The sequence below is a fragment of the Streptomyces sp. NPDC051183 genome, from assembly GCF_040682455.1.
Classification (GTDB): Bacteria; Actinomycetota; Actinomycetes; order Streptomycetales; family Streptomycetaceae; genus Streptomyces.
In genome coordinates this window covers 285,229-306,432 of the sequence record NZ_JBFBBA010000001.1, presented here as the reverse complement: position 1 = coordinate 306,432, position 21,204 = coordinate 285,229, and the positions used below count along the sequence as shown (strand labels likewise).

Below are 21,204 nucleotides of genomic sequence, written 5' to 3'. Positions count from 1 at the left end.
TCGCGTGAAGTGAAGCGCACCTGGCGGAGATGGGCAAAGGCTGCAACGGGGACCGTTGTCATTACCTATAACACCGGCCTGACCTGCGATTATGCCGGGCGACTGCCGGGTCGGCCGGATCGTGGGAAAATCTGACCATGGCCCAGCGCCCCGGTGTGCCGACCGCGCCCGAGCTCGTTCTGGAGACCGACAGGGGCTCCACCGCGATGACCCCGGGCCGGACGTACCACGTCGGCCGAGACCCCCTCTGCGAGATCTGCCTGGAGGACGCACGCGTCTCCTGGCACCACGCGGTCCTGCGCCCCGACGGCGACCACTGGACGCTGGAGGACGAGAACAGCACCAACGGCACCTGGGCCGACGGCCACCGCGTCCACGAATGGGCCGTCGGCGTCGGCAGCGAACTGCGCTTCGGCAGCGCGGCCGACGGCCCGCGAGCCCTGCTGGTCGGCCCCCCGCCCCCGCCCCCGGCCCCGCCGCCCCCGTCCGCGCCGCCCGCACGGGCCACGGCACGCCCCTCCTCGGTGTCCAGCCCGGCGCTGACCGGCACCTTCGCCCGGCCGACCGCCATCCGGCCGCTGGCCGCCCGTACCGCCGTGCGGATCGGCCGCGCCCCCGACAACGACCTCGTCATCGACGACCTCGTCGTCTCCCGCCGGCACGCCGAACTGCGCTCCCTCGCCGACGGCACGTACGAGATCGTCGACCTCGGCAGCCACAACGGCACCTACCTCAACGGCGCACCCGTCGAGGGCGCCGCCCGCCTCGCCGAGGGCGACATCGTCGGCATCGGGCACAGCGCCTTCTGCCTCGTCGGGGACCAGCTCCAGGAGTACGTGGACACCGGCGAGGTCTCGCTCGACGTCCAGAACCTCGCCGTCGCCGTCGACCACGGCCGCAAGACCCTCCTCGAAGGCGTCTCCTTCCCCGTCGGCGCCAAATGCCTGCTCGCCGTCGTCGGCCCCAGCGGCGCCGGCAAGTCCACCCTGCTCGGCGCCCTGACCGGCCTGCGCCCCGCCGACCACGGCACCGTCCTCTACGACGGCCGCGACCTGTACCGGGACTACGCCGAACTGCGCAGCCGCATCGGACTCGTACCGCAGGACGACATCCTGCACGCACAGCTCACCGTCCGCCGCGCCCTCGCCTACGCCGCCGAACTGCGCTTCCCGCAGGACACCGCCAAGGCCGAACGCCAGACCCGGGTGGACGAGGTCATCGGCGAACTCGGCCTCCAGCAGCGCGCCGACCAGCCCATCCACAGCCTCTCCGGCGGCCAGCGCAAGCGCGTCTCGGTCGCACTGGAGCTCCTCACCAAGCCCTCGCTGCTCTTCCTCGACGAACCCACCTCCGGGCTCGACCCGGGGATGGACCGCTCCGTGATGCACATGCTGCGCGGCCTCGCCGACGACGGCCGCACCGTCATCGTCGTCACCCACAGCGTGCTCAGCCTGGACGTCTGCGACCGGCTCCTGGTCCTCGCCCCGGGCGGCCGCATCGCCTACTTCGGCCCGCCCGAGGAAACCCTCGGCTACTTCGGCTTCGAGCAGTGGCCCGAGGCCTTCGAGGCCTTCGAGAACGAGCGGGGGCGCGACTGGGCCGCCGAGTACGCCGCTTCGGCCCAGCACCGCCGCTACGTGACGGGTGCCCCCCGCCAGCCGCGCCTCGACGGGGAGGACCGGGCGGCGGGCTTCGTCGCCGCGCCCCCGAAGGCCCAGAGCTGGGGCTCCCAGCTGTCCACCCTGATCCGGCGGTACGCGGCCGCACTCAGCGCCGACCGCACCTTCCTGGCCATCATGATCGCGCTCCCGTTCGTCATGGGAGCCATGGCCCGCGCCCTGGCCGGCAGCACCCTCACCCAGGAGACGGCGATCAACGCCCTGCTCATCCTGTGCGTGGGCGGCGTACTGACGGGCGCCGCCAACGCGGTGCGCGAACTGGTCAAGGAACGCACCATCTACCAGCGCGAGCGCGCCGTCGGGCTGTCCAGATCCGCCTACCTGATGTCCAAGGTGGTGGTGCTCGGCGCCGTCACCGTGGCCCAGGCGGTGGTGCTGACCCTCGTCGGACTGTTCGGAGTGAAACACAACGCACCCGACGGCAAGGGGGTCCTGCTGCCGCCCCTGATCGAAATCACCCTGGCCGTCGCCCTGTTGTCGTTCACCGCGATGATGCTCGGCCTGCTCGTCTCCGCCCTGGTGCGCAAGGAGGAGGTCACCATGCCGCTGCTGGTCCTCCTCGCCATCGTCCAAGTGGTGTTCTGCGGAGCGCTGCTCCAGCTCGACGGGGTGCCGGTGATCGAGCAGCTGGCCTGGTTCGTGCCGTCGCGGTGGGCGCTCGGCGCGATGGCCGGCACCATCGGCCTCGGCGCGATCGTGCCCGGCGAGCTCACCGACGACCCGCTCTTCGCGCACACCACCGGGGTGTGGCTGCTGAACCTGGGGATGCTGGTGGGCCTGTCCGTGCTGTTCGGCGTGCTGGTCGCGCGGCTGCTGCGGCGGCACGAGCCCGCGATCATGCGGAAGTAGGGCGGATGACCAGCCCTGCGGAGCCCGGTGGGGAGTTCCGTCCCACCCATGTCGTGCCCCAGGAGGGGCTGCCCGCCTGGGAGGCGCCCGACGTGTCCCGGCCGACCGCGTCCCTGGACGCCTTCCTGCCCGTGCGCCTGCTGTCCCGGCGCGGGGAGTGGGGGGAGGTCCTGTGCTCCAACGGCTGGTCCGCGTGGGTGGACGGCCGCCTGCTGGTGGCCGTGCCGCAGCCCCCGCCGACCGGCGGGCGGCCCCTCGCGCGCACGGAGGACCCGCAGCCGCTGCTCGCCCACACAGCCGAGGCGCTGGAGCGGTACCGGCGGGCCGTGCGGGAGTACGCCTCGGGCGGGGTGGACTCCGGGGCCTTCCGGCGCGGCACCCGGGGACTGCGCGCCGGGGTCGTGGTCGACGGGGAGTCCGTGTGGCTCTACGACGAAACGGCGGGACGGTGGATGTACGCCGACGGGACCCGTCTGACGACCTACGCGGTCGTCTCCGGACCGGGTGCCAGGGCCGCGCCCGAGGCCCCGCCGCAGGACACCGACCCCGCGGGAGCGGCCGACGTACAAGAAGCCGACACCGGGGCCGTCGCCGGTCCCGGTGCCGATGTCGATGCGGATGCCGGTAGCGGTAGCGGTGTCGGCACCGGCGGGACGCACGAGCCGACGCGGATCGCGGACCTGCCCGGTGCCGGGCCCGGGCCCGGGGCCGGAGAGCGGTGATGGCCGAGGAGCCGCTCGGCGGCCGCGCCTCCGACCTGCGGGGGCGGCGGATCGCCGGGTACGTGGTCGAGAGCGAGATCGGGCGCGGTGGAATGGCGGTCGTCTACCGGGCGCACGACGTACGCCTGGACCGGACGGTGGCGCTGAAGCTGCTGGCCCCCGAGCTCGCGCGCAACGACACCTTCCGGCAGCGGTTCGCGCACGAGTCGAAGGTGGCGGCGGCCATCGACCACCCGCACATCGTGCCGGTCTTCGAGGCGGGGGAGACGGACGGGCTGCTGTACATCGCGATGCGGTACGTGGCCGGACAGGACCTGCGGGCCATGCTCGACCGCACCGGGCCGCTGCCGGTGGCGACGGCGGCGCGGATCGCCGGGCAGGTGGCCTCGGCCCTGGACGCGGCGCACGGGCACGACCTGGTGCACCGGGACGTGAAGCCCGGCAACATCCTGGTGGCGGAGGGCACGGACAGCGAGCACCCCGAGCACGTGTACCTGACGGACTTCGGGCTGACGAAGAAGTCGCTGTCGCTGACCGGGTTCACGAGCGTCGGGCAGTTCGTGGGGACGCTGGACTACGTGGCGCCGGAGCAGATCTCCGGGAAGCCGGTGGACGGCCGGTGCGACGTCTACAGCCTGGGGTGCGTCGTCTACGAGACCCTCGCGGGCGGGCCGCCGTTCCAGCGGGACGACGACATGGCGCTGCTCTGGGCCCACCAGTACGATCCGCCACCGCCGCTGAGTTCGCGCCGGGCCGGAATGCCCGCAGGGGTGGACGACGTGCTGGCGAAGGCGCTGGCCAAGGCGCCGGAGGACAGGTGGGCGAGCTGCCTGGAGTTCACCGACGCGCTGCGGCGCGAGGGGGCGGAGCCGGTCGCGGAAGCGGGCGGGGCGGGCGGTGGAACCGGCCATCCCCTGACCCGCGTGGCGGGCGGGCCGGCCGCGACTGCCCTGGGGCCGGACGCGGGGCAGGATCCGGGGCCGCCGCCTCCGCCGCCGAGGTGGGCGATGCCGGTGTTCCGGGGGCGCGGCTGAGCGTCAGTCGCCGGTGTCGGAGGGGCGGCAGAGCACGTGGGCCGTCACCTCGGTGTGAGAGGCGGAGGCGTACCAGCCCGTACGGCCGTCCGCGTCGAAGACGGGGTGGCTGGCCAGGAGGGTGTGCCGGTACCCGCCCTCGGCGTCGCGGTCCCGGCGGGCGGTGGAGTAGCCGCCGGACTGCACGGTCATGCCGCGCGGGCAGAACACCTGGCTGACGGCCACCGCCTCGGCGCCGGGGGCAGCGCGGCCCGTGGGGCCGGCCAGGTAGCGGGCGCCGGTGCTCGTCGCCTGGGTGGGCAGGGCGGTGGAGAGGGTCAGGGCCAACGCGGAGACTGCAAGCAGGCCAGCGGCATGAAGCGGCCGAAACAGGCCTTTGATCGTGTTCACGGAGGCGAGCGTGACATGCAGAAACGATCCCCCGATGAGCCGATTTCCGTGCGTTCACCCGTATGGCTCAGTTAGTCTCGATCTTCATGAGCACTCTGCAGACGATTGGTGACGTACCCGTCCTCATGTGCGCCGACGAAGGCGAGGCCATCCGTGGCGAGGGCGACGTCCTGGACCTGATCGGAGACGCCGGCTACCAGGGGGCCGAGTGGGTCGTGATCCCGGTGGGACGATTGGACGAAGCGTTCTTCCGGCTGCGCAGCCGCGTCGCCGGCGACATCGTCCAGAAGTTCGCCAACTACCGCCTGGGAGTGGTCGTCCTCGGTGACATCTCCGGCCATACGGAGAGCAGTTCGGCGCTCCGGGACTTCGTCCGCGAATGCAACCGGGGGCGGCAGACCTGGTTCCTCACCGATGTCGAGGAACTGCGGGAGCGGCTGAGGGGCTGAGGGGCTGAAGGGCGGAAGGGCGGACGAATGGCGACGGAACCCACCCCGTGGTCGGACGCCGTCCCGGTCCACGGGGACCTCCTCGCGGCGAAGGCGCGCGTGTACGACCCCTGCGGGATGGCCTGCTCGCAGCCGGTCCCGGAGAACGAGAGCGCCGAGTACGCCGCGCACGCCTTCACCGTCGACGGACTCGCCCTCCGGTTCCGCGCGGCCAGGACGACCCCCACCAAGGTCGGCCAGTTCGTCACCGTGTGGAAGCGGTCCCCGGGTGGGCCCATCCAGCCCTTCGACGCGACCGACCCCGTCGACCTCTTCGTCGTCAGCACCCGCGACGACGGTGGATCCGGATCTGGCCTCGGCTTCGGCCAGTTCGTCTTCCCGAAGGACGCGCTCGTGCGACACGGTGTGGTGGCGGCAGGCGGCTCCGGTGGGAAGCGGGCCTTCCGCGTCTATCCGCCCTGGGCGACCACCACCAACCGGCAGGCCGCGAGCGCGCAGGCATGGCAGCTGGAGCACTTCCTGGACCTCCACGAGGACCGGCCCGCCGACTGCGCCCGGGCCCGAGACCTCTACCGCGGCGCGTAGGCCGGTCCCCGTCCGGGCCGCCCCGGCGGGCCGGGCCCGGCCATGATCCGCCAGACACCCCCTAAGGGGCTGTCGGGCCCACGGGCCCGCGGTGGCGCAGGGGGCGCGCGACGAGGGCGCCGAGGAAGCCCGCCACCGCGCCCCAGAGGAAGGCGAGGCCCACCGTGCGCCACAGGACGGGGCGGAGTTCCACCTTGCCGCCGAGGCCGTCGACGTCGCCGATGCCCAGCAGCGACAGCCCGATCCTGGCCTGCACGGAGGCCAGCAGGCACACCACCAGGGTCGCCAGGGCCAACGCCACGGCCAGGTGGAGCGCGTGCTGCCAGGGGCGCAGGTCCGCCGGGGAGCGGACGGCCGCCAGGACACCCGCGCCGAGCAGCAGGACCGCCGCGACCGCCACGAGCCACCAGGCCCGGGAGTCCTGCCGTGCGAGGGAGGCCACGTCCACCGTCGACAGGTCGGATCCGCGCAGCACGTGGTCCAGCAGCTGGGGCATCGGCAGCCCGAACGGGCCCTCGACCTTGCCCTCCCAGGCGCCGCCGAGGCCGAGGGTGAGGGCGAGCCAGGCGAGGTTCGGCAGGCCGAGCAGGACCACGGCCAGGGTGCGGGCGGCGTGCCCCTGGGTCGCCGCCACCACCAGACCGGCCACGACACCGAGGACGACGTACGCGAGGAGCAGCGCGACCACGGCGAACGCGGCCGGTCGCACCGCAGAGTGGAAGCGGATCAGCCCGGCCGGGAGCGGCGCCCGGCGCGAGATCAGCAGGGCGGCCAGCAACAGGCCCAGGATCCACAGCAGTCCGAAGAAGAGCGTGGCGGGCAGCGCGGCCTTGAACCCCACCGTCGGGGAGGAGTCGAGGAGTTCGCCGATCTCCTCGCCGATCTCGCCGGCGGGGGAGTCGCCCGTGGAGACGGCGAAGGTCTGCCGGGCCAGGAGCGCGGAACCCGTCAGCGCCAGCAGCCACAGCAGCACCAACGGGGCGGCGCGGGACAGCAGTTCGCGCGGTCCGGCCACGGCGCGGTTGTGCAGGGGCCGCAGGAAGCACCAGCCGGCGGTGAGTGCCCCCGCCAGGCTCACGGAGAGGGGGAGTACGGACAGGCTCGCGTCGGCCCCCGCCAGGAAGCCGGCCCCGCCCGACACGTCGACCGCGCCGCCGGCCGCCATCACGACGACGGCGGCCACCACGCGGGGGAAGGCGCCGCCCGGCAGATCGCCCGCGCCCGCCAGGGTCAGCCCGGCGGCCGCGACGACGGTCATCACCACGAAGCCCGCGACCACCGCGACGAGGGCGTCGCGCCATGCTCTCGCGGAGGCCCCGGGTGTTCCGGCGGGGGTACTGCCGGACGTACTGGGCGTACGGCTCACCCTGCAACCGTAGGCACCCTCCGCTTGCGGGCACCACCTGAACGGCGCACACAATGGTCGGCAAGAGTGAATAGATCCGGAGATTTCCGTGCAATTGCAGCGGAACCTCCACTTGGGACCGGAACTCCTCCGTCTGGGAAGAAGAGCCCGTGACCACGCAACCCTCTGGTCAGCAGCCGCCGTCGTCGCCGTCCGAGCGCCCCACCGGCCCTCCGTCCGGCCCGCTCTCCGGCGGGCAGCAGGGGCCGCCCTCATCGCCGCCTCCCGGTCCTCCCGGGGCAGGCGGCGACGGCGGCGCGGGGGGTGCGGGGCCCGGGGGTCCCGGGGGGCCTGGCGACGGCTCTGGGGGCTCCGGGGGCCCTGGAGGCCCTGGGGGCCCTGAGGGCACGCCGGGTGCGCCGGCCAAGGAGCCCTGGTGGCGTTCGGTGCCCAAGCTCGCCACCATGCTGGTCGCGGTGGCCGCCGCCGTGGTCCTGGTCGTGGTGCTGACCCGGCCGACCGGTACCTCCACCTCTGCGGGCGGTGAAGTGTTCCTGCAGCCCGCGGCGGCCTCGGGTCCGGACCCGTTCACCGAGTCGACCGCGGCCAAGGAGGCCACGCCGCCGCCGGAGAGCCCGCTGCCGTCCGCCAGCTCCACGAAACCGCTGCCCGACGGGCCCCGGACCACCGGGCCCACCGCCACGCGGAGCGTCAGTGGATCCTCGCCCGGCCTGTACGGCGGTACCAAGGACCTCGCGAGCTGTGACGTCGAGAAACAGATCAAGGTGCTCACCGCGGAGCCGGCCAAGAACACCGCCTTCGCCTCGGCACTCGGCATCCAGCCGGCTTCCGTGGCCGCCTACCTGCGCTCGCTCACGCCGATGCAGCTGCGCATGGACACCCGGGTCACCAATCACGGCTACCGGGACGGCAAGGCCACCAGCTACCAGGCCGTGCTCCAGGCCGGCACGGCCGTACTGGTCGACGACCGAGGGGTGCCGCGGGTGCGGTGCGCCTGCGGCAACCCGCTCGGGGCGCCGGTGGCGCTGAAGGCCAACCCGAAGCGGTTCGGGCAGACGTGGAACTCGTACCAGCCGACGAAGGTCGTGGTCATCGCGCCGTCGGTGACCGTCGTGAAGAAGTTCGTGATCTACGACCACAAGGAACGCCACTGGTACGAGCGCGACCGCGGCGACCACCACGGCAAGCGCGACAGGCCGGTGCCGCCGCCGGTGATCGTGCCGCCGCCGCCGATCACGCCTCCGTTCACGCCGATCACGCCGCCGGTCACCAAGAGCCCGGTGACGCCGTCGGAGTCCGTGACGTCGCCGTCGGAATCTCCGTCGGAGTCCGTGACGTCGCCGTCGGAATCTCCGTCGGAGTCCGTGACGTCGCCGTCGGAGTCCCCGTCGGGGTCGGTGACCTCGCCGTCGGAGTCCCCGTCGGATTCGCCGTCGATACTTTCCTCCGAGTCCCCGTCGGGGTCGGTGACCGATTCCCGGTCGCCCTCGACCGCGCTGGAGCCCTCCGGGGCCGGTACGCCGTGCCCCTCGCTCTCCGGCACCGTGATCGTGCCCCCGCCCCCGGGCGCCCCGACCGGACCCTGCCCTCCGCTGTCGCCGCGGGTGGCGTCCCCGTCGTCTCCGTCGTCGTCGGCGGCGCCCGCCTCGCCGGAGTCCGTTGCCCCGGAGCCCTCGTCGCCGCCGGCCCCGCGGACCTCGGCGGAGCCGAAGCCTCCGGCCCCGCCGAGTCCCACATCGGCGAAGCCGGAGCCGAAGCCCGAGGTGCCCCGGACCTCGGCGGCGCCGGAGACGACGGTCCCGCCTCCTCCTCCTCCTCCTCCGCCTCCTCCGCCCCCGCCTCCTCCTCCGCCGTCCGAGCCCGCGCCCCCGCCGCCGCCTCCTCCTCCGCCCCCGCCTCCGACGTCTGAGCCTGCTCCTCCTCCGCCTCCTCCGCCTCCTCCGCCTCCTCCTCCGCCTCCTCCTCCTCCGCCTCCTCCGCCTCCTCCGCCTCCGACGTCTGAGCCTGCTCCTCCGCCTCCTCCTCCGCCTCCTCCGCCTCCGCCGTCTGAGCCTGAGCCGCCCCGCCTCCCTCGCTGACCATCGCGCCTTCGACGGTTCGGCCCGGTGCCGGCAACGGCACCCAGCAGCGGGAAGGTTGCGGGCGCGTACTAGCGGACTCGGCCGTACATGTTCGGGTTGTAGTAGGAGAAGGACGAGACGCGCACGTTCTTGCCGGGACGCGGGGCCTCCAGGTACTGGCCGTCGCCGAGGTAGATGGCCACGTGGTGGATCCCGGAGGCGCGGCCGTTCGAGGACCAGAAGACCAGATCGCCGCGGCGCAGTTCCGAGCGGTCGATCGGGGTGGTGGCCCGGTACTGGTCGTCGGCGACCCGGGGGAGGGAGATGCCGGCGGAGCGGTAGGCGGCTTGGACCAGGCCCGAACAGTCCCAGCCGCGAGGGCCGTTGCCGCCCCAGACGTACGGGTCGCCGAGGTGGTTCTTGGCGAAGGAGATGGCGCCCTCGGTGCCCTGGCGCAGGGGAGTGCCCGAGCTTGAGCCCGAGGATCCGGAGCCGCCGCCGGAGGAGCTGGAGCCGCCGCCCGAGCTTCCGGAACGCCCCGCGTTGCGCTCGTACTTGTCCTGGTGGCTGGTCCAGCGCCACCAGCCGGTGGCGTCCTTGTACCAGTACACGCGGTCCGTCGAGTCCCAGCCGGCGCGGCCGCGGAAGGTCGGCTCCGAGGTGCGGGGGGAGGACGCGGACGGAGCAGTGGGAGCGGAGGACTTCTTGCCGGACTGGCCCGACTGGCCGGAATTGGCGAGGTACTTGTCGTAGTGGGAAGTCCAGCGCCACCAGCCGGTCTGGTCCTTGTACCAGTACTTCGACCCGTCCCAGCCCGCGTGGGACGGCGCGGGCTCGGCCGACGCGACGCCCGTGCCGGCGCCCATCAGCAGGGTCGCACCCACCGCCGCGACGACGGCGCCGCGTACGGTGCAGCGGCGCCGCGAGGCGCCTGCGGTGAGGGTCGTCGCGCCTGCGGCGCAGCCGGCGCAGTCGCAGCTGTCGGGTATGTTCTCGGTGAATTCGGGCGTGCGCATGCGGGGTTCCTTTCCTTCGGGGGGATCCTCAGTGGGCGTCGGCGGCAGGGCCGCGCGCCGTGTAGAAGGCCACGGTCAAGTCCTTGACCAGGGCCTTCCGTTCGTAGTCGTCCAGGCTCACGAGCCCGCGGTCCGACATCCGGTGGACGGTGTCGTCGACCGCGTCGATGACGGAGGTCAGGACGGAGTCCCGGTGCCGGGCGTCGATGGAGGCGATCCGGCGGCGCTGCATCGCGGCGGCGACCTCGGGGGCGTACTCGACGTGCAGCGGCCGGGCGGAGAAGACCTCGACGCCGACGGCCCGGCACTCCGCGGCGAGCAGTCGGGTCAGTTCCTCGCCGACGGCCTCGGTGTCGCGCAGGGTCCCGGGGTCGACCGGTCCGGGGTCGAAGGAGTCGGCGGGCATCCGGGAGAGCACCCGTGCGGTCGCGGACTCCACCTGCCCGCGCAGGTACTCGGTGTGGTCGTCGACGGCGAGCAGCGCCCGGGCGGTGTCCTTGACCCGCCAGACGACGAGGATGACGGCCCGCAGTGCGGTGCCCTCGGCATCGACGACGGCGAGCGGCTCGCTGCGCCAGTGCCGCAGTCGTACGTCGACCCGCGCGTGCCGTGGCAACGGGCTGGACCAGATGAGTCCGGTGCGGCGGATGGTGCCGCGGTAGCGGCCGAAGAGGGTGAGCGCCCAGGCGTGGCCGGTGCGGCCGCGGCGGAGCCCGCCAAGGGCGGTGACCGCGATGACCGCGCAGCAGAAGAGGAGGGCCAGGGGCCAGGCCTCGGCCGGTACGGGGGAGGGGCGCAGGTCCGCGTTCCGCAGGAGCACCCCGGCCCCGGCCGCGGCCGCCGCGGCGGCGAGCAGGGCCCACCAGCCGGAGCATGCCCGCGCGGGGCGCTCGGTGAGCGCGGGGTCGAGTACGGCGGGGAGGGTGCGGGGGGTTGTCGGAGCCTGTGCCGGGGCCTTGGCGGCCGGCCGGGGTACGGCTCCGTGGACCCGTCGGTGCCGGATGGTGTCGGTCTGGGGGTCGGGGACGGGGGTGGGGGGCTCGTCGTCCCGGAAGAGGGGTTCGAGGACGAGGGGGTCCCGGTACGGCCGTACGACCACGCCCCCGCCGGAGGAGCCGGGTATTCGCGCCGGGCCCTGCCTGCCTTCCCGGTCCTCCTCGGCTCCCTCCGCCGGGCCTCCGGTCGTCGAATTCGGCGCTTGCGACAAGCCACACCCCACACTGCCGTGGGCGCCAATGTCCCTCTGCGAAGGGGTGACTGACGCCGATAAAGATGATCAAGATGGAACCGATCTTCGCGGAATCGTACAAGTCGCCCATTCGGGAAAGGTCTCGACAGGCCGGGACTTTGGTCCCTTTTCGGTTCTGCCGTGACTCCGTCCGGCGGGCTTCCTCGTACGTTGCGGTGGAGCCGCGGCCCGCCCGGGCCCGGTACGGGTGGCCGTCGGCGCGCGGACCTGCCCCGACAAGCCCCGGCTACGCGCGAACGCCGCCCCGCGGGGCCGCCGCCCGCCCGGACCCGGCACTGCGGCACTACACTCCCGGCGCCGGCGACGGCGGACCCGCACCGCGGCCCTGCGCCTCGCGCCCGCACGGCGGCTTCAGCCTCGCCCCCCCCGGGCGCGGCACGGCGGCCCTGCGCCTCGCGCCCGCACTGCGGCTTCAGCCCCGCACCCCGGGCGCGGCACGACACTGCGCCCCCGCGCCCGACTGCGGCTCCGGACCTGCACCCCGGACGCGGCACGCGTCACTATGCCCCGCGCCCTGTCGAGCCCCGCCCCCACCGGGACCTGGACGCCGGAAGTGGCCGCCCCCCGGCAGAGCCTCCGGCAGACCTGCGAGGTGCGCCGCACCGGGGTCCCGGTCCGGACCCGGGTACCCGACCAGCCCGGGAAGGGGTCCCACGGGTCCCGCGCTGACGGGGGCCAGGCTGGGCTCGGAGGCCCGGGCAGCCCGTGCCGGGGCTGTGTTACGGCCGCGGGGGTGCTGCGGTGCGGTGCGGTGCGGTGCGCTGTGGGTCGGGGCGGGCGCGAGGGTGCCGCGGTGCGGGTCTGGGCTGTGGGGCGGGCGCGGGAGGTGCGGCCCGATGTGGGCGCGGCAGGCACGGGGGCGCCGACGTGCCGCGGTGCGGCCCCATGAGGGCGCGGCCGGCGCGGGGGCGCGGATGTGCCGCGGTGCGGGCCCCGCGCCGCCGACGTGCCGCCGTGCGGGCCCGCGGCGGCCGGGCGGGCGCCGGGCCGGAGGCGGGGCGGCGGCCGGGCCGGGGCAGGCGGTGGGGGCTCGGGAGTGAGACCCTGGCTGCATGGCCGAGAGGGGAGAGAGCCCCCGGGTCGACTGGCCTGCCCAGCCGGACACGAGCCTCGCGCTCAACCGCATGGGCACCTTCGACTGGGACCTCGACAGCGGGCGGATGTTCCTGGACTCCACCGCCCTCGAGGTCCTGGACCTGCGCCCGGAAGAGTTCAGCGGCACCCCCGCCGGGCTGGGGGCCCGGGTCGCGCCCGGCGAGCAGGCCCGGCTCGACGCCAAGGTCGCGCAGGCGTTCAAGGACGGCCGCAGCCACTACGGGGCGTACTTCCGCAGCCGCCGCCGGGACGGGTCCCCGGGCTGGACGCACGTCCAGGGCCGCATCCTGCGGGACCCGCACGGTCGCCCGTACCGCGTCATCGGGATCCTGCGCGACGCCGCCCACGACCCGGGCGAGTCCGGTGCGGGCGGGGAGCAGGCGGAGGGCCGGCGCCGGATGACCGGAGTGGTCGAGCGGACCACCGCCATCCTCGCGCACGCCCGGACCGTCAACGACGTCACCGACATCCTCAAGGACCCCGAGGCCCTCGGTCACCTCGGTGCGGTCAGCGTCATGCTCGGCATCGTGGACGGAGGCCGGATCCACCTGGTCGCGGAGGGGCAACTGGGCTCGTACGTACCGGAGATCGAGTACACCCGGATCGACGCGCAGCTGCCGATGAGCGAGGCCGTACGGAACATGCAGCCGGTCTTCCTCGCCTCCCGCGAGGAGTTCCAGCGGCGCTACCCGCAACTGTGGCCGTACATCGAGCCGTTGTCCGTGCGCAGCGGCGTGTACCTGCCGCTGATCGCCCAGGGCCGTACCATCGGCGCGCTCGGCCTGCTCTACACGCGGGACGGCGATTTCACCGCCGAGGAGCGCAACCTGCTCGTGGCGCTCGGCAGCGGCATCGCGCAGAGCCTGCAGCGGGCCATCCTCTTCGAGCAGGAGCACGACCTCGCCGAGGGACTCCAGCGGGCCATGCTGCCGCGCCGGATCCCGGAGGTGGCGGGCGCGCGGATCGCCGTGCGGTACCGGGCCGCCCGCGTGGGGCGGGACATCGGCGGCGACTGGTACGACGTGATCCCGCTCGGCGAGGGCCGGGTCGGGGTGATGATCGGCGACGTGGAGGGGCACGATACGGACGCCGCCGCCGTCATGGGCCAGTTGCGGATCGTGCTCCGCGCGTACATCACCGAGGGGCACACGCCGGGGACGGCGATGGCGCGGGCCTCCGCCTTCCTGCGGGAACTGGAGACGGAACGGTTCGCCACCTGTACCTACGCCGACATCGACCTCACCACCGGCATGGCCCAGCTGGTCCGCGCCGGGCACCTCGACCCCGTGGTGCGCCGTGGCGACGGCAGCTGCCACCGGCTCCAGGTGGCGGGCGGACTGCCGCTCGGGCTCCCGCCCCGCGACCCGCACGGCACCGGCAACGGGTACCCCGTCACCAGCGTCGAACTGCATCCGGGCGACACCCTGCTGCTCTGCACGGACGGCCTCACCGAACGGCCGGGCGCCGGAGCCGGAGCCGGAACCGGAGCGGGCGTCGAAGGTCGTACCGAAGACGGTGACGAGATCGGCATGCGCGAGCTCATGGACGCGGTCCGCGACGGCCCCGTCGACGTCGAGGAACTCGCCGAGGTCCTGTGCGACCTGGTCGGCGACGCCGGCGGCGGGGACGACATGGCCCTGCTCCTGCTGCGGCGCCGCGGCACCCCCACCCCGCGCGGCGGCGGCCCGCTGCGCCAGCGCCTGCTGCCCGGCGACCCGGACGCTCCGGCGATGGCCCGCCACCTGATCCGGGCCGCGGCGGCGGCCTGGGGCGCCTGGGACCAGGCGGACGAGATCGAGCTCGCGGCGGACGAGCTGATGACCAACGCCCTGGTCCACACGGACGGCGTGGGCCACGTCAGCATGCGGCTGACCTCGGAGGGCCGGATCCGGATCGAGGTCGAGGACACCAGCAGCGCGCTCCCGCGCCGGCGCGAGGCGGACGACTGGGCGGTGTCGGGGCGCGGCCTGATGCTGGTGGACCGGCTCGCGGACGCCTGGGGCGTGGAACCCCGGGGCGGCGGCAAGTGCGTGTGGTGCGAGTTCGCCGTCCCGGGCCGCGACGGTACGTGACCCGCGCGCGGCCGGTGAGCATGCGCCAGCTCCCGCCCCCGCTCTCGGTGCAGAGCGGTCGCGAGGCGTTGGGGCGAATGGCTGGACACGCGCCGACCTGGGCGGTTCCCGCCGCCGGGCCCCGTCCGGCTGGTCGATCCTGCCGGGGTGCAGACACTCCGCAGGCTGCCCTCGGTCCTCCTCCCCGCTCTCCTGCCGGTACTGCTCACGGTGGCCCTCGCCGCGCCCGCCGATGCCGATGCCGACGGCGGGACCGAGGGCATCGAGACCGCCCGCACCACCCGCCAGGTCGCTCCGGGCGTCCGGCTGGAGTCGTACGACCGGCTGGAGGCCGACCGCTGGCTGCGCGTCGATGAACTCGTCGTCGAACTCGGCGGTTCAGCCACAGCAGGCACACCAGCCACACCAACTACGCCTGTCGTCGCCCCGCTCGCCCCGGACCCCTCGGACGGGCCGCGCGCCGACTACCTCGGCGGCCGCGGCCCCGCCACCGTCGGCGAATCCGCAGCCCGCCATCCCGCCGGGCCCAGCCGGCGCGTGGTCGCCGCCGTGAACGGGGACTTCTTCGACATCCGGGGTACTGGCGCGCCCCTCGGCCCCGGCCTGAGCGCCGGCCGGCTGCTGCACGCCCCGGCACCGGGGGCGGGCCAAGCGGTCGGCTTCGGCGCCGACGGCTCCGGCCGCGTGCTCCGCATCGGCCTCGCCGGGAGCGTCACCCTGCCCGGCGGCGCCGGGGGCGCCCCGCTGGCCGGGTACAACACCGCCCGACCGCCCGCCGACGGCTTCGCCGCGTACACGGCCGACTGGCCCGGGACCGAGCTCCCGGAGGCGGGCGGCGGCGCGGCCGTGGAACTGCGCGACGGCGTGGTCACCGCCGTCCGGCCCGCGGTACGCCGCCCCGCGCGCCGGGGGCGCCCCGAGCCCGGCACCACCCTGCTGGTCGCGGGCGGGACGGCGGTGCCCGACCTCGCGGCCCTGCGCCCCGGCGACGCCGTGGCCGTGACGGCGCGGGCCGTCACCGAGGGGGGTCCGGTGCCGGTCGCCGCGCTCGGCGGCCGGGAGGCCCTCGTCGTCGCCGGGGTCCCGCAGAACCACGACGGCGAACCGAACAACGCCGCAGCCCCGCGCACCGCGGTCGGCTTCTCCCGCGACGGGCGGCGGATGCGGCTCGTCACCGTGGACGGCCGCCAGCGCGACAGCGGCGGCCTCACCCTGACCGGGCTGGGCCGGATGATGCACCGGCTCGGCGCCCACGACGCCCTCAACCTCGACGGCGGCGGCTCCTCGACCCTGCTCGCCGCGGTCGCCGGGGCGACGGCCCTCGCCGTGGAGAACTCCCCGTCGGACGGACGGCAGCGCCAGGTTCCCAACGGCCTCGCGCTGACCGTCCCGGCCGGCTCCGGCCTGGTCTCCGGCTACCGGATCGGAGCCCTCGGCGGCGCCGCCCGCGCCTTCCCCGGGCTGACCCGCACGCTCACCGCCACCGGGTACGACGCGGCGCTCGGCCCCGTCGGCCAGGCCGGCCCGCCGGGTAGCGGGACCACCCCGGCCTGGTCCGCCGAGGGCGGCGCCATCGACTCCGCGGGGGTGTTCCGCGCCCCGCACCGGGGGCGGGCGGCCGTGCACGCCCGGCTCGGCGCGGCCCACGGCACGCTCGGCCTCGACGTGCTCGGCCCGCTGCGCGGGATCCGCTTCGGCCCGGCCGGGATCGGGCCGACCGGGATCGGGCCCGCCGGGATCGGCCCGGCCGGGATCGGGCTGGCCGGGCAGGGGGAGAGCGCCGGATTCACCGTGACCGGGTACGACGCCCAGGGCGCGGCCGCCGTCGTCGAGCCCCGCGACGTGACCCTGGTCCACGACCCGTCCCGGTGGCGCGTCGCCCCCGACGGCCGGGGCGGATTCACCGTCACCGCCCTCGTCCCGCGGGCCACCGGACGGCTGCACGCCACCGTCCGCACCGGCGGGTCCAGGGCCTTCACCGCCGAACTGGCGCTCGGCGTGGGCCTGTCGGACCACCCCGTCGCCGCGCTGGCGGACGCTGCTCGCTGGACCGGGCCGGGCGCGGCCCCCGCCGCGGGGCACCGGGGCCGCGGGCTCTCCCTCGACCTGCCCGCCGCGAACGCCGCGAACGCCGCGAACGCCGCGAACGCCGCGAACGCCGCGAACGCCGCGAACGGCGCGCCCACCGCGAACGGCGCCGCCGCGTCCGCCACCGCGCCCCGGCCGCTGCCCGTACCGGAGCCGGCCCGGTCGCTCACGCTCCAGGTGCACGGCGACGGTTCGGGAGCCCGGCCCGCCGTGGAGCTGGCCGACGGGGAGGGCGCGGCCGTCACCCTGCGCGGGCCCGTCGTGGACTGGTCCGGCTGGCGGGAGATCGAGCTCCCGCTCCCGGCGATGGCGGAGCGCCCGTTCACCGTCACCCGGCTCTCGGCGGCAGCCGGGCCGCGCCCGGGCCGGCTGCTGCTGGACACGCTCCGGGCCCGGACCCCGGACATCGCGACCGTCCACGCACCCGCTGCCGCACCCGACCCGGTCGTGGCCGACGCGGCGCGGGTCCGGGCCCGCCCCTGGCGGTTCGCCGTCCGGCCGGCCCGTACCGCCGGGGCCGGTGCGCACTCCGGAGCCGACCTCGTGCTGACGGGCGCGGAGCGGCGGGCCTTCGTCCACCGCGGAGTACGGTTCCTGCCGCTCGACACGGCCCGGCGCACCCTGCGCGGGGGCGGCCTGGAGCGGATCGCGGCCCTGCGCGCGGCCCTGGCGGCTGCCGCCGGGGAGCCGGGCACCGGCGCGCTGGCCCTCGTACAGCGGTATGCGCCGGGCACCGTGGACCGCAAGGAGGCCGCCCTGCAACTGCACTGGCTCGCGGAGTTCCGGCGCACCACCGGGAAACGGGCCGCGGTGATCACCGTCGGCGCACCCCGCTTCGCGGCCGGCCGTACCGAGGGCGTGCTCACCGTCGCGGCCCCGGGCACCGGCGCCACCCTGGTGGGCGCGGACGCCTTCGCCGCGGGGGACTGGCTCTCCGTACTGCCGCCGCCGGGCGCGTAGTCCCGTACGGGCTGCGGCTCAGAGCCGTACCAGCGTGACCTCGGTGGCCTTCACGCTGGTCCACACCGGGGTCCCGTCGGTGATGCCCAGGTCGGCGGCGGCCTCCGGGGTGATCTCCGCGACCAGGTCGGGGGCCTCGGCCGAGGCGATCAGCACGCGCAGCCGGCTCCCGACCGAGGTGATCTCCCGTACGGTGCCCGGCCAGATGTTACGAGGGCTGCCGCCCGGGCGGTCCCGGTGCACGGACACCGCCTCGGGAGCGATGATCGCGAGCGCCTCCGCCCCCTCGGGCAGCGCCTCGGCCACCACCAGCCGGCCCCCGGCGGCGAGGGCCAGCCCGTCGGCCGACGCCGTGCCGGGCCAGGCGTTGCGCCCCAGCATCCGGGCCACCCACGGGGAGCGCGGATGGCGGGTCACCTCGGCGGGCGGGGCGTCCTGGAGGGCCTGCCCGTCGGACAGTACGAGGACCCGGTCGGCCAGCGACACGGCCTCGACGGGGTCGTGCGTGACGATGAGGCAGACGCCGCCGAAGTCCGCCAGATGCGTGCGCAGGGTGTGCCGGACCCGGGCCCGCGTCGTCTGGTCCAGGGCGGCGAGGGGCTCGTCCAGCAGCAGCAGCCGCGGCCGGGCGGCCAGCGCCCGGGCCAGTGCGACCCGCTGCGCCTGCCCGCCGGACAGCTCGGCGGGCCTGCGGTGGGCGAGGTGCCCGACGCCGAGCCGGTCCAGCCAGGCCTGCGCCTCGCGGCGGGCCTCGGCGCGGGGCACCCGGCGGGCGCGCAGCCCGTACATGGTGTTGGCCAGTGCGTTCAGGTGCGGGAACAGCGCGCCGTCCTGCGGCACCCAGGCGACCTGCCGCCTGTGCGGGGGCAGCGCGGTGACGTCGGTGTCGCCGAGCCGGAGCGTGGCGTGGGCGCGGGGGGTGAGGCCGAGGAGGGCGCGCAGCAGGGTGGTCTTGCCGGCGCCGTTCTCGCCGACGACGGCGATGGTGGTGCCGGGCTCGGCGTCGAGCGTGAGCCGGTTGAAGCCGGTGACCTCGGCGTGCAGCGGCCAGCGGTCGCCGCCGGGTTCGGTGGTTGCGTCGGCCGCGGCGGGTGCGGGGGCGGGTGACGGGTCCTGCGCCGAGGCATCGGCCGCGCGGTCCGCCTCCGCCGCGTCGGCCTTCGCGCCACCGGCCCTCGCTCCGTCGGCCTTCGCGGCGACGGGGGTGCCCGTCCACCGCCCGCGCAGGGCGATCAGTACGCCCATGGCGATGGCGAGCAGCAGCAGGGACACCGAGGTGGCGGCCTCCGGCTGGTCCTGGAGCAGCAGGTAGACCTGGAGCGGCAGCGTCTGGGTGGTGCCGGGCAGGTTGCCGGCGAAGGTGATGGTCGCGCCGAACTCACCCAGCGCCCGGGCCCAGGTGAGCGCCGCGCCCGCGATGAGCCCCGGGGCCACCATGGGCAGGGTCACGGTGAAGAACACGCGGACCGGTGAGGCACCCAGGGAGGCCGCGGTCTCCTCGTAGCTCTCCTTGAGGCCGCCGAGCGCGCCCTCCAGGCTGATGACGAGGAACGGCATCGCGACGAAGGTGGCCGCGAGGACGGCGCCGGAGGTGTGGAAGGGCAGGGTGATGCCGAAGCCGGCCTCCAGCCACGGCCCGAGCAGTCCGCGCCGGCCGAAGCCCAGCAGCAGGGCGACACCGCCGACGGTCGGCGGCAGGACCATCGGGAGCAGTACCAGCGAGCGGACGAGGGCCTTGCCCCTGAAGTCGACGCGGGCCAGCAGCCAGGCGAGCGGCACGCCGAGGACGAGGGACAGGCCGAGCGCCCAGCACGACACGAGCAGCGACAGCTTGAGCGCTTCGACCACGCCGGGGCTGGTGAGGTGGGAGCCGATCTCGCTCCACCGGGTCCGGACGAGGATGCCGACCAGGGGCAGCAGCAGGAACGCCACCGCGAGCAGGGCGGGGAGCGCCAGCGTGACGGGGGTTCGGGTGCGGCGGATGCGGAGTCTGGTCATGAGGCGATCCTGGCTGGAGATGCTGTGACGGCGGGGAATCGGCGGGGCCGGAAGTGCGGAGCCGACGCGGAGAGGGGCTGCCCGTCCCCCCGGACCGGGCAGCCCCTCTTCGCGTCCCGAGGGCGGTTACGCCTTCTGGAAGCCCGCGTCCTGGAGGATCTTCTGGGCCTCCGGGGTGCTCAGCCAGGCCACGAACGCCGCGGCGGCCTCGGCGTTCTTCGACACCTTGAGCGTGGCGGCAGGGTAGGAGGCGACGGCGTTCTGGTCGTCCGGGATCTCCACGCTGACGACCTTGTCGCCGGACTTGGCGGAGTCGGTCTTGTAGACGAGGCCGGCGTCGGCCTCGCCCAGCTCGACCTTGCTCAGCACGGCGCGGACGTTGGGCTCCTGGGAGACCGGCTTCACCTCGATCTTCTGGGCGTCGAGGATCTGCTTGCTGTAGCGGCCGACCGGGACCTCGGGCGCGGCGAGCACGACCTTGATCTTGCTGTCGGCCAGGTCCTTCAGCTCGTCGATCTTGAACGGGTTGCCCTTGCCGGCCGCGATGACCAGGCGGTTCTTGGCGATGACGGTGGGGTTGCCGGTCTCCGTCCTGAGGCCGTCCATGGTCTTGGTGTCGGCGGTGACCAGCGCGTCGGCGGGGGCGCCCTGCTTGACCTGGGCGGCGAGCTCCTGCGAGCCGGCGAAGGAGAAGGTGATCTTGGTGCCCGGGTGGGCCTTCTCGTACGCGGCGCCCGCGGTTTTGAACACGTCGGTCAGGGAGGACGCGGCGAGGACGGTGAGGTTCGCGGCCTTGGGTGCGCCCGGGGCGGAGCCGGAGCCGGAGGCCGAGGGCGTCGCGTCGGCCTTCGGGTCGTCGCTGCTGCCGCAGGCGGACAGCACGGGCACGAGGAGGGCGGCGGCCAGGGCGGCGGCAGCGGTGCGGCGGCGGTTCAGGATCGGGGACATGGGCTGGTGCTCCTCGGTCGGGTCGGCGGCCGGCCGGGTGCCGGGTCCGCGCGGTGATGACCCGCGCCGGTGACGGGCGGAGCGGGTGGGCGGTGCTGAGCGGATGGTTCGGGTTCGGGTTCGGGGTCGGCTGCGACTGCGGCTGCGGGCCCGGTTCAGGTGCGGTCGATGTGCACGCTGGTCGACTTCACGCGGGCGGTGGCCCGCATGCCGACGGCGAGGCCGAGTTCCTCGACCGCCTCGCGGGTGAGCAGGGAGACGAGGCGGTGGGGACCCGCCTGGATCTCGACCTGGGCGGCCACGTCGCCGAGCTTGACGGCGGTGATGATGCCGGGGAAGGCGTTGCGGGCCGAGGTGTACGCCTCCTCGTCCTCGCTGTGGGCCCCCTGGGCCACCTCGACGGCGAAGGCGGCCAGGGCCCGGCCGTCGATCAGACGGCGGCCGCCCTCGTCGCGATGGGTCACGACTCGGCCGGCGTCGGCCCAGCGGCGCGCGGTATCAGGGCTGACGCCCAAAAGGCGGGCCGCCTGGCCGATGGTGTAGGACTGCATGTGCGACAAGGTAGGGGCACCTGTCCAGCATTTGCAATTCCATTGGGATGATGTACATGGCAGTTGCCATACCTATTGTCGCAACCGCCAAAA

Annotated in this window: 16 protein-coding genes and 1 pseudogene; 9 read left to right on the top strand and 8 right to left on the bottom strand. The window is 74.9% G+C overall.

Features of this window, described 5'->3' with window-relative positions:
* The first annotated feature begins 137 nt into the window (after window positions 1-137).
* Genes AB0M99_RS01415 through AB0M99_RS01405 form a run of 3 tightly spaced genes read left to right on the top strand, consistent with a single transcriptional unit; the run spans window position 138 to window position 4,284 of the window.
* A complete protein-coding gene (locus AB0M99_RS01415) occupies window positions 138-2,528 on the top strand; it encodes an FHA domain-containing protein (RefSeq protein WP_365916287.1) in 2,391 nt (796 codons plus the stop codon).
* A gap of 5 nt (window positions 2,529-2,533) precedes the next feature.
* Window positions 2,534-3,250 carry a hypothetical protein gene (locus tag AB0M99_RS01410; RefSeq protein WP_365916285.1) on the top strand — a complete coding sequence of 239 codons (717 nt, stop codon included), beginning with the start codon at window positions 2,534-2,536 and terminating at the stop codon, window positions 3,248-3,250.
* Window positions 3,250-4,284: a serine/threonine-protein kinase gene (locus tag AB0M99_RS01405; protein ID WP_365916283.1), complete on the top strand. Its 1,035-nt coding sequence runs from the start codon at window positions 3,250-3,252 to the stop codon at window positions 4,282-4,284. Before AB0M99_RS01410 ends, AB0M99_RS01405 begins: the two co-directional genes overlap by 1 nt.
* A gap of 3 nt (window positions 4,285-4,287) precedes the next feature.
* Here AB0M99_RS01405 and AB0M99_RS01400 read toward each other — a convergent pair whose 3' ends face one another.
* Complete coding sequence (locus AB0M99_RS01400; protein ID WP_365916281.1) at window positions 4,288-4,611, bottom strand: hypothetical protein; 324 nt, start codon at window positions 4,609-4,611, stop codon at window positions 4,288-4,290.
* Between the two features lie 149 nt (window positions 4,612-4,760).
* Here AB0M99_RS01400 and AB0M99_RS01395 point away from each other — a divergent pair, with 149 nt between their 5' ends.
* Window positions 4,761-5,123, top strand: coding sequence for a DUF4180 domain-containing protein (locus AB0M99_RS01395; protein WP_365916279.1), 363 nt, complete (start codon window positions 4,761-4,763; stop codon window positions 5,121-5,123).
* 27 nt (window positions 5,124-5,150) lie between these two features.
* The gene (locus AB0M99_RS01390) at window positions 5,151-5,708 is read left to right on the top strand and encodes a MepB family protein (protein WP_365916277.1); all 558 of its coding nucleotides are present in this window, start codon (window positions 5,151-5,153) and stop codon (window positions 5,706-5,708) included.
* A 61-nt stretch (window positions 5,709-5,769) separates the two neighbouring features.
* Here AB0M99_RS01390 and AB0M99_RS01385 read toward each other — a convergent pair whose 3' ends face one another.
* Window positions 5,770-7,074 carry a streptophobe family protein gene (locus AB0M99_RS01385; RefSeq protein WP_365916275.1) on the bottom strand — a complete coding sequence of 435 codons (1,305 nt, stop codon included), beginning with the start codon at window positions 7,072-7,074 and terminating at the stop codon, window positions 5,770-5,772.
* Window positions 7,075-7,517: 443 nt separating this feature from the next.
* On the opposite strand from AB0M99_RS01385, the pseudogene AB0M99_RS01380 reads away from it, so the two are divergent.
* Window positions 7,518-8,186, top strand: a pseudogene (locus AB0M99_RS01380) (DUF6777 domain-containing protein); the annotation flags it as partial.
* Window positions 8,187-8,203: 17 nt separating this feature from the next.
* Here AB0M99_RS01380 and AB0M99_RS01375 read toward each other — a convergent pair.
* Window positions 8,204-8,617 carry a hypothetical protein gene (locus AB0M99_RS01375; RefSeq protein ID WP_365916538.1) on the bottom strand — a complete coding sequence of 138 codons (414 nt, stop codon included), beginning with the start codon at window positions 8,615-8,617 and terminating at the stop codon, window positions 8,204-8,206.
* Here AB0M99_RS01375 and AB0M99_RS01370 point away from each other — a divergent pair.
* A complete protein-coding gene (locus tag AB0M99_RS01370) occupies window positions 8,597-8,983 on the top strand; it encodes a hypothetical protein (RefSeq protein ID WP_365916536.1) in 387 nt (128 codons plus the stop codon). The two genes, AB0M99_RS01375 and AB0M99_RS01370, sit on opposite strands and share 21 nt — an antisense overlap.
* 240 nt (window positions 8,984-9,223) lie before the next feature.
* On the opposite strand, the gene AB0M99_RS01365 is transcribed toward AB0M99_RS01370, so the two are convergent.
* The gene (locus AB0M99_RS01365) at window positions 9,224-10,150 is read right to left on the bottom strand and encodes a C40 family peptidase (RefSeq protein ID WP_365916273.1); all 927 of its coding nucleotides are present in this window, start codon (window positions 10,148-10,150) and stop codon (window positions 9,224-9,226) included.
* A 28-nt stretch (window positions 10,151-10,178) separates the two neighbouring features.
* The gene (locus tag AB0M99_RS01360; protein WP_365916271.1) at window positions 10,179-11,357 is read right to left on the bottom strand and encodes an SPFH domain-containing protein; all 1,179 of its coding nucleotides are present in this window, start codon (window positions 11,355-11,357) and stop codon (window positions 10,179-10,181) included.
* A 1,094-nt stretch (window positions 11,358-12,451) separates the two neighbouring features.
* Here AB0M99_RS01360 and AB0M99_RS01355 point away from each other — a divergent pair.
* Window positions 12,452-14,566: a SpoIIE family protein phosphatase gene (locus AB0M99_RS01355; protein WP_365916269.1), complete on the top strand. Its 2,115-nt coding sequence runs from the start codon at window positions 12,452-12,454 to the stop codon at window positions 14,564-14,566.
* Between the two features lie 147 nt (window positions 14,567-14,713).
* Window positions 14,714-17,614 (top strand): phosphodiester glycosidase family protein, encoded by a 2,901-nt coding sequence (locus tag AB0M99_RS01350; protein WP_365916267.1) that lies wholly within the window; start codon window positions 14,714-14,716, stop codon window positions 17,612-17,614.
* Between the two features lie 18 nt (window positions 17,615-17,632).
* Here AB0M99_RS01350 and AB0M99_RS01345 read toward each other — a convergent pair whose 3' ends face one another.
* From AB0M99_RS01345 to AB0M99_RS01335, 3 genes are all read right to left on the bottom strand, one after another.
* Complete coding sequence (locus tag AB0M99_RS01345; RefSeq protein ID WP_365916265.1) at window positions 17,633-19,612, bottom strand: ABC transporter permease; 1,980 nt, start codon at window positions 19,610-19,612, stop codon at window positions 17,633-17,635.
* A 126-nt stretch (window positions 19,613-19,738) separates the two neighbouring features.
* Entirely contained in the window at window positions 19,739-20,560 is an 822-nt protein-coding gene (gene modA / locus AB0M99_RS01340; protein ID WP_365916263.1) for a molybdate ABC transporter substrate-binding protein, read from the bottom strand.
* Between the two features lie 155 nt (window positions 20,561-20,715).
* On the bottom strand, window positions 20,716-21,111 hold the full coding sequence (locus tag AB0M99_RS01335) for a helix-turn-helix transcriptional regulator (protein ID WP_365916261.1): 396 nt from the start codon (window positions 21,109-21,111) through the stop codon (window positions 20,716-20,718).
* Between the last annotated feature and the right edge of the window lie 93 nt (window positions 21,112-21,204).